Raw genomic sequence first — 6692 nt, 5'->3', positions numbered from 1 at the left:
CCCATCCCCCCATCCCCCCATCTCCATAACCCTACCTAATGGTGACAATTTCATTCATCATCACCGCCAGCGCTAGCATACCTAAAATAGTCATCAATCCCGCAGGCATAAATTTGCGTGTTTTAGCGAGTCTAAATGCAAAGAACACTACTAAAACAGCAGTCACCAAGACGGCTAAAATTAAACCCTGGGCTTGTCCTTGGAGTTGGAGGTAAGCGGCAATAATTAGTAATAAACCGCTAATGCTACCACTCACAAGTGAAACCTTGCTTCTAGCTTGAATATAGCCAATAATGCCACCAGCGATCGCCAATATGCCGTAAGCAAAAGCAGCGATTATACTTAAATTCATTGTTAAAACCTATGTAGATTTTGTTTTTGCTGCCAGGGTCAGCAGACAATTTACCATAGCTGTTTAGCTATATCACCCAGTTGATTGATGAATAATCAAGCAATGCCAATGGCCAGTAGTTCCTCCAATACAAAAATTCAATATCTCCAGCGCCAAGCGGCGTCACTTTTACTTTACCAATCTGTTCTCCAAGGTGAAGTAGGGATAGCATTTCTTGAACTGTTGCAAGCTATACGTTACACTGATGCGGATGCACGCGGTTGTCTGCAAGCCTACGGCTATTATTTCCATGCTTTGGCTGCAAGCAATCAAAATTGGGAAGATTATATAATCAATCAGATTCTTTTTTGTGATAACCCTTTTACAAAACTGGCTCAACAACAGAAATTTGAAGACTTATCCCCAGCTTTGTTAGCAGCAGTTGGGCATGATTTACAAGTCTTACAAAGTCTTTATGAATGTAGCAGCGCTTATTTGAGTGAGTGGGTGCAAAATGTTGCTCATCTACCAATTTCGCCGGTGGTGTGGTACGAGGAACCAAAAAAGTTGGGAAGAGAGACCAAATTTGCTGCATATCTACAAGAATTAGATAATTGGGGTGATGCTGTAGAAGAGTTAGCAGCTTATTATCGGCAATATGGTTCTGGTTTATTTGCTCAATACCGTGCTTTTCGCTGGCAAGCTGGAGAGTTTATTGGTATCCCATATCCAGACCCAATTAAGCTTAGCGCCCTTGTGGGTTATGAGTCTCAAAGAGATGCTTTGCTGAAAAATACCGAGTTTTTATTATCAGGAGAGTTAGCACTGCATGTATTACTTTACGGTAGCCGTGGTTCGGGAAAATCTTCCTTGGTGAAATCTTTATTGCATGAATATAGCGATGCCTCCGGCAAGGGCAAAGCCCAACATCCTCTTTGTTTATTGGAAGTCGCCAAATCTGATTTAAAAGATTTACCAGAAATTGTGGAACATTTACGGGAAGTGCCACAAAAATTTATCGTTTTTGTAGATGACCTTTCATTTGAAGAAGATGATGATGCTTTTAAAGCACTGAAGGTAGTTTTAGAAGGCAATTTAACCGCCAGACCGCAAAATGTGGTTGTATATGCTACTTCTAATCGTCGTCACTTGATTCGGGAGTTTTTTGTGGATAGACCAGCGCCTAAAGATAACGATGAAATCCATGCCTGGGATACGATGCAAGAGAAACTTTCCTTTAGCGATCGCTTTGGTTTAACCTTAACCTTTGAGCCAGCTAACCAGAAAACTTATTTAAACATTGTTCGTCATCTAGCAGCACAAGCTGAAATTAATATTACCCAAGAAGATTTAGAATATCAAGCACTACAGTGGGCGACTCGCCACAATGGTCGTTCCGGACGCACAGCACGCCAGTTCATTGATTTTTTAAAAGCAGATTTAAAATTATTTCATGGAGCAAATGAAAATACATCTATCGCTGAAAATGCTAATTAATTCTTGAGTAATGAGACTTTTTTGTTTCCTAAATCACAATGTTATAGATGAATAACTATGGTTATAACTTGTAAAATAATTATGATACCAAAAACAATAGACTTCTTGCAGAAATCGGGAAAAGGGGAAGGGGAAAAGGGGGTGCATGTTTGGTATTTTCCCTTTCCCCTTTAACCTTCTATAACCCTATTCCCTATTCCCTATTCCCTACCCACATACATAAAGTTCACAAATCAAATCGGACTGCTATATATATTTAAATTACAAATTACAAATTCTTATGAAAACTGGTTATTCCGATCGCTCAACTACGCTAACAACCAGCAATATGCAATCAGTAACCATCAGTAATCGATTTATTTTAGGCATAGTTGCCTTTAGTGTGAGTTTTGGACTTAGCCTTGTTCCCAACTGGGATTTTAATAAAGCCTTTCTCACAGGTATAATTACTGCGTTTATTATCTATGGAGCAGCATTATTCGTAGATAAACGACGCAGAAATTATGAAATGTTTCTCTTGGGTTCTCTCCGCAAGCGAATTAAAGAAATGGAGGGATTAAAAGCCCGTATTGTTAAAGAAATCAATCAAATTGAAGAACATCATAGATTATTATATACAGATTCACAACAACTCCAAAATCAAGTAATTGAAAACCGCAGCCAAAGAGATAGCCTGAATCGAGATGTGAGAACATTAGCTGGTCAAAAAAAGCAGTTAGAAACTGAAATCAATAATCTCCAGATTGAACTGAGTAACTTACAAAAAAATCATACAGAATTGACCGATGCTTTTACTAACCTCACAGGAGAAAAGCGTCGTTTAGAGTCTAATTGTCATGTATCTCGTGCGGAAATTACTCAACTGCAAAACCAAATTTCCGAACTTCAACAACAAAAAGAAGAAATTGAAAGTAACTTAACGCTTTTAGGCAGACTCAAGCCCCAATTAGAAGAAAAATTATACGAATTGCGAATAGAAAGTCAAGAACTAGAAATAAAAGTCAATAAAGAAAACGAATTACTGGTAGCAAAAACAAGCGAAAGAAAAAATATCCAAGCTATTTTGAATTCGTCACAAACTCAAATCTCAAAGCAAAAAGAAGAGTTAGAACAATTAAAAGGGCAAATTTCATTATTACAAGAAGAACGAGACTTGTTGCAAAACCAAGTTTGGGAATTACTGCAACAAGCTGAAACCTTCAACCCAGAACCTTTTGCTGAAGACACCAAAGAAGATGATATAGAATTGTTTCCTTTTACTGAAATAATTCAATCTCCTGCAACCACAGATTCTCTAGAAATTAATACCTCAGAAGACATACCAGAAGAATGGACTAGTTTTTTGGAAAACTTACCAGGATATGAATTACAAGTATTAAAAGCTATAGTTGAAGGAGATAATATCCAAGCTACTCTTAAAAAAATTGCTGAAGCAAATATTACCATGCCGAATTTACTAATAGATTCCATCAACGAACGAGCAAATGATACTATTGGTGAATTAATAATCGATCCAGAATCAGAAGTTCCAGCAGTTTATCAGGAACATAAAGCCCGTGTCAAAAAAATGATTGCCATATATGACGAACTAATGACTAGACATGCTCAAATGTAAGAATTCAGAATCCAGAATTCAGAAGGCTTACAGACCAAGTTTAATAAATTGAATAAAATTCAGAAGCTATAACAACCTTTGTAAGAATTCAGAATCCAGAATCCAGAATTCAGAATTCAGAAGGCTTACAGACCAAGTTTAATAAATTGAATAAAATTCAGAAGCTATAACAACCTTGATTTTCCAAAAATACTGGATTCTGAATCTGACAACAACTTAATAACTCATAGCACGATTGATTATTTAAATTTATTAAGCTTGAGTACTAAAGCCTTCTGACTTCTGACTCCTGACTCCTGAATTCTGACTCCTGACTCCTGACTCCTGACTCCTGACTTCTGACTCCTGAATTCTGAATTCTGACTCCTGACTTCTGACGTTGTAAAATTATTAATAAGGTGAAAATATACCTTATCTTATTGCTGCGTGCTTCTGCGTTGAGAATAAAGTGAAGTGTAATACATGGCAAAGCTCAAAATCTCGAAAAAAATATCCACTGCTTTGATTAATTCCCTTGGTGCGGGAGTAGTACCAAGAGTGGGAGTTGAACACATAGCAGTAGGTCGAGAAAAAGAACTTCAAAGCCTATTAAAAAATCTAGATGATATTGCAGAAGGTGTAGCCGCATTTCGATTTATAATTGGTAATTACGGTTCTGGGAAAAGCTTTTTACTGCAACTAATTCGTAACCGAGCAATGGAGCAAGGTTTCGTCGTAGCTGATGCAGATTTATCACCCGAACGTCGGTTAGCAGGAAGTAACAACGAAGGTTTAGCAACCTATCGAGAATTAATGAGCCATCTAGCTACAAAAACTCGTCCTGATGGTGGCGCTTTAGTTTCAATTTTGGAAGGATGGATTAATAAAATTCAACAAGAAGTGGTTAAAGAAACTGAACTGCGTCCCAATGACGATGGTTTTGATGACCAAGTTGAATCAAAAATTAGGGAAGTAGTTCAATATATTGAAGATTTGGTTCACGGCTTTGATTTTGGTAATGTGATTATCGCTTATTGGCGCGGCTATCGATTGGATGATGATAATTTAAAAAATGCTGCAATGCGCTGGTTGCGCGGAGAATTTACCACTAAAATTGAGGCAAAAGCAGCTTTAGGAGTCCGGGTGATTATCGATGATGATAGTTGGTATGACTACATCAAATTGTTTGCTAAATTTGTAGCCGAGATTGGTTATAAAGGATTATTAATTCTAGTTGATGAAGCTGTACATTTATATCAAATTTCTACCACAGTCACGCGGGAAAAGAATTATAATCGACTTTTAGCAATGTTTAACGATACCATGCAATGTAAAGCAGAACATCTTGGTATTTTGATTGGTGGAACAACCAAATTTTTAGAAGATCCAAATAGAGGACTTTTTGCAGACCAAGCTTGGCGAAGACGCACAAAGGAAAGTCGCTTTGTCGCACAAGCTAATGTGCAAGAAGTTTTAGGGCCAGTGATTCGGCTAAACCCGTTAAGTGAAGCAGAAATTTTGACGCTTTTACAACGTTTAGCGGAAATTCATGCGCTCAATTTCGGCTATCAACAAACTTTGACAAATCGTGAGTTAAAAGAGTTTGTTCAAGAAATTGTTAATCGCTTGGGTGCAGAAGCATTATTAACGCCAGGTGAAATTGTGCGGGATTTTATGAGTGTGCTGAATATTCTTTTCCAAAATCCAGGAATTTCATTTAAACAATTAATTCACGACCCAAAATTTAAACCAACTGTTGTGGGTAAAGATGCAGATGTGGATGAAGATAATGCGGCCGAATTTAGTTTGTGAGTAATTAACAGTAGAAAAAAAAATGTAGCGATTCCTAGTTAAATGAGGTAAAGATCATATTTTGAAACGCAGAGGGACACAAAGTAAAGCGCAGAGGTACGCAGAGATTTGTACCTCACCAGATTAGGAAATCGAAATTCCCAAGACGGAGTGCGTTGTTTACTGCCGCAGGCATCGCAATGCTTCAAACTCCCGCCAGCAAAGATACAACGCACGTGGTACGTGAAAACATCCTTTCCATTTCCCGCCTTTGAGGTTCAACAATACTTCTCCCCGCCGATTAAGATAGCCAAACCACTCGCCAAACTCGGAATCGGCAAAGTGTGACCAGGCATAATCATGCATCTTTTGATACCATTCCCAACAGGCTTCACGCTTCGTTAAGCGATAACCCATCGCTAATGCAACCAAAGATTCTAGGTGAACCCACCACAACTTTTGATCCCATTCCAGTTGTTGTGGAGGATGACCGAGTGCATCCATAAAGTAATATAAGCCGCCATACTCGCTATCCCAAGCAAAATTCAGGATATTTAGCACCACATCAACGGCTTGGTTAATAGTTTTAGTATCGTTTTTCCGACGGGCGATGTCCATGATGAACCACATCGCTTCAATACCGTGACCTGGGTTAATCAACCGTCCTTCAAAACAATCTATGTGGGAACCATTAGGGGCGACATTTTCATACATTAGTCCCCGTTCTGAGTCGAGAAAATCCGTCATCACTTCGCGGACTGTTTCAGCGAGGACATTTTCTAAAGTTTCGTTGGGCAACAACCATTCCATTTCTAAAGTGAGGTTAGCTAAAATCATCGGTACAGCCAATGATTTCATCGGGCGTGTACCTGGATAGGTTTTGTTATATTTGCCCTTGGGGTTATCTTTGCGGCGTAAAACGTTATTGTAAGCTTGCTTCGCCACATCTGTAGCCCAGTCTTCACCGGATGCGAGTGCATATTGGCTAAAAGCCATCGCCGCAAAGCAATCAGAAAAAATATTGTAAGGCTCAACCAGTGGTTTGCCTTCACGAGTCAGAGCAAAGTACCAATTACCATCACTATCTCTACCGTGTTTGGTGAGAAAATTAGCGCCATTATTAGCGATTTTCAGCCAATTTTCCCGTTTTTCCAACTGGTTATAAAGCATGGAAAAAGCCCACACTTGGCGATTTTGCAACCAGATAAATTTGTCTGTATCATAAACCTTACCCTGGCGATCGAGGCAAGTAAAATAGCCGCCTTGCTCCAAATCAAGGGAATATTTTTCCCAAAATGGCAGTACATCATTCAGAAGCGCGTTTTTGTAAACTTCAGCCAATGCTTGAAAATTGTACTCCATATCTTTCTCCACTTTTTCTGCCAACACCAATTGCTTAAGAACAATCCTAAGTTACTAGTTAAAAAGAGGCAAAGAGGGGATGGGGGGATGGGGAGATGGGGAGATGGGGAGATGGGG

The 6692-nt window shown here is 38.8% G+C and carries 5 protein-coding genes; 3 read left to right on the top strand and 2 right to left on the bottom strand.

The features are described from left to right. Positions 1-31 precede the first annotated feature (31 nt). Positions 32-352, bottom strand: coding sequence for a TMEM14 family protein (locus VF06_RS38575; RefSeq protein ID WP_099072864.1), 321 nt, complete (start codon positions 350-352; stop codon positions 32-34). Between the two features lie 87 nt (positions 353-439). Here VF06_RS38575 and VF06_RS38570 point away from each other — a divergent pair, with 87 nt between their 5' ends. The 3 genes from VF06_RS38570 to VF06_RS38560 all read left to right on the top strand — a co-directional run bounded on the left by VF06_RS38570 (position 440) and on the right by VF06_RS38560 (position 5234). After that, a complete protein-coding gene (locus VF06_RS38570) occupies positions 440-1828 on the top strand; it encodes an ATP-binding protein (protein ID WP_099072863.1) in 1389 nt (462 codons plus the stop codon). A 280-nt stretch (positions 1829-2108) separates the two neighbouring features. Then, on the top strand, positions 2109-3443 hold the full coding sequence (locus VF06_RS38565; protein WP_244918255.1) for a tellurite resistance TerB C-terminal domain-containing protein: 1335 nt from the start codon (positions 2109-2111) through the stop codon (positions 3441-3443). A gap of 462 nt (positions 3444-3905) precedes the next feature. Next, positions 3906-5234 (top strand): ATP-binding protein, encoded by a 1329-nt coding sequence (locus VF06_RS38560; RefSeq protein WP_099072862.1) that lies wholly within the window; start codon positions 3906-3908, stop codon positions 5232-5234. 159 nt (positions 5235-5393) lie between these two features. Here the strand turns inward: VF06_RS38560 and VF06_RS38555 are convergent, their stop codons facing one another. Continuing rightward, positions 5394-6575, bottom strand: coding sequence for a n-acyl-d-glucosamine 2-epimerase (locus VF06_RS38555; RefSeq protein WP_099072865.1), 1182 nt, complete (start codon positions 6573-6575; stop codon positions 5394-5396). Between the last annotated feature and the right edge of the window lie 117 nt (positions 6576-6692).

It is taken from the genome of Nostoc linckia z4, assembly GCF_002608075.1.
GTDB classification, from domain to species: domain Bacteria; phylum Cyanobacteriota; class Cyanobacteriia; order Cyanobacteriales; family Nostocaceae; genus Nostoc; species Nostoc linckia.
This window is presented reverse-complemented; position numbering and strand designations above follow the sequence as displayed.